Below are 2,339 nucleotides of genomic sequence, written 5' to 3'. Positions count from 1 at the left end.
AATACACTCAATAAGGCGGTATCCTTAAATCAAAAAGCCACAAGGTCTATTAGTAGTAGTCAGCTAAACATATTACTATGCTTACACATCTACCCTATCAAGCAGCTAGTCTTGCTGCGACCTTAGGGAGAGTTAATCTTGGAGTTGGCTTCCCGCTTAGATGCTTTCAGCGGTTATCACTACCATGCGTAGCTACTCTGCGATGCTCTTGGCAGAACAACAGATACACCAGTGGCATGTCCATCCCGGTCCTCTCGTACTAGGGACAGCTCTCCTCAACTCTCCTACGCCCACGGCAGATAGGGACCGAACTGTCTCACGACGTTCTGAACCCAGCTCGCGTACCGCTTTAAATGGCGAACAGCCATACCCTTGGGACCTGCTCCAGCCCCAGGATGCGATGAGCCGACATCGAGGTGCCAAACCTCCCCGTCGATGTGAGCTCTTGGGGGAGATCAGCCTGTTATCCCCGGGGTACCTTTTATCCTTTGAGCGATGACCCTTCCACACAGAATCACCGGATCACTATGACCGACTTTCGTCTCTGCTCGACTTGTTTGTCTTACAGTTAAGCTGGCTTATGCCATTACACTCTGCTTGCGATTTCCAACCGCAATGAGCCAACCTTTGCAAGCCTCCGTTACTTTTTAGGAGGCGACCGCCCCAGTCAAACTACCCACCAGGCATTGTCCTACTTATGGATGACATAAGCTAGTTAGCAAATAGAAGCATTAAGGGTGGTATCTCAACGATGGCTCCATCTCCACCGGAGTAAAGATTTCAAAGCCTCCCACCTATCCTGCGCATAATGCTCCCATCGGCAGTGCCAAGCTGTAGTAAAGGTCCACGGGGTCTCTCCGTCTTGCCGCGGGTAGGAGGAATTTTCACCTCCACTACAATTTCACTGAATCACTCTTTGAGACAGCTCCCATCTCGTTACGCCATTCATGCAGGTCGGTATTTAACCGACAAGGAATTTCGCTACCTTAGGACCGTTATAGTTACGGCCGCCGTTTACTCGGGCTTCAATTCAAAGCTTTAACTTGCGTCTAACTAATCCTCTTAACCTTCGAGCACCGGGCAGGCGTCACACCTTATACTTCCTCTTACGAGTTTGCAAAGTGCTGTGTTTTTGGTAAACAGTCGGGAGGGACTCTTTGCTGAGACCACATTTCTGTGGCACACCTTATCGCGAACTTACGGTGCTAGTTTGCAGAGTTCCTTAAAGAGAGTTCTTTCACGCGCCTTAGAATACTCATCCTATCTACCTGTGTCGGTTTGCGGTACGGGCAACATAAGTTAAACTTAGAGGCTTTTCTTGGCACGATGGCATCAATGGCACTTATCTTGACCCGAAGGTCGCAACAAGCTATTCAAGTTTCAAATACAAAGGCGGATTTGCCACTCCTTCAATCTACACTTTTAAATTAGCTATTCCATCAGCTAACGCCATTTAGCCTTATGCGTCCCCCCATCGCACACTTATGTTGGTATGGGAATATTAACCCATTTTCCATCGACTACCCATTTCTGACTTGTCTTAGGACCCGACTAACCCTACGATGACGAGCATCGCGTAGGAAACCTTAGACTTTCGGCGAAGTGGATTCTCACCACTTTTATCGCTACTCATTCCTGCATGCTCACTTCGCATCGCTCCAGCACTTCTTACCGATATACCTTCAATGCAATACGAACGCTCTTCTACCACTATGCATCAGCATAATCTACAACTTCGGTGTCTATCTTAGCCCCGTTATATTTTCTGCGCAAAATCACTAGACCAGTGAGCTGTTACGCTTTCTTTAAAGGATGGCTGCTTCTAAGCCAACCTCCTGGTTGTCTAAGTAACTTCACATCATTTTCCACTTAGAATAGAACTTTGGGACCTTAGTTGGTAGTCTGGGTTGTTCCCCTTTTGACGATTGATTTTATCACCCACCGCCTGACTCCCAAGATACGGTAATAGGTATTCGCAGTTTGACAGGGGTTGGTACCACGGTGAGTAGCCCTAGCCCAATCAGAGCTCTACCCCCTATTACTATCACTTGAGGCTATACCTAAATATATTTCGAAGAGAACCAGCTATCACCAAGTTTGTTTGGCCTTTCACCCCTATCCACAACTCATCCCAACCCGTTTCAATGGGTACGAGTTCAGTCCTCCATAAGCTATTACACTTACTTCAACTTGGTCATGGATAGATCACTTGGCTTCGGGTCTGCAGCATCTGACTTAACCCTCGTTAAAAGTCGCTTTCGCTACGGCTTCGCGTTTGCTTAACCTTGCCAGATACCACAACTCGCAGGATCATTATGCAAAAGGCAGTCCATCACCCT

The 2,339-nt window shown here is 47.6% G+C and carries 1 rRNA gene; it reads right to left on the bottom strand.

Going from position 1 to position 2,339, the window contains the following annotated elements:
* Positions 1 to 28: 28 nt before the first annotated feature.
* Positions 29 to 2,339 (bottom strand): 23S ribosomal RNA (locus LS64_RS12035); the annotation flags it as partial.

The sequence above is a fragment of the Helicobacter saguini genome, assembly GCF_000762875.2.
Taxonomy (GTDB): Bacteria; Campylobacterota; Campylobacteria; order Campylobacterales; family Helicobacteraceae; genus Helicobacter_A; species Helicobacter_A saguini.
This window is presented reverse-complemented; position numbering and strand designations above follow the sequence as displayed.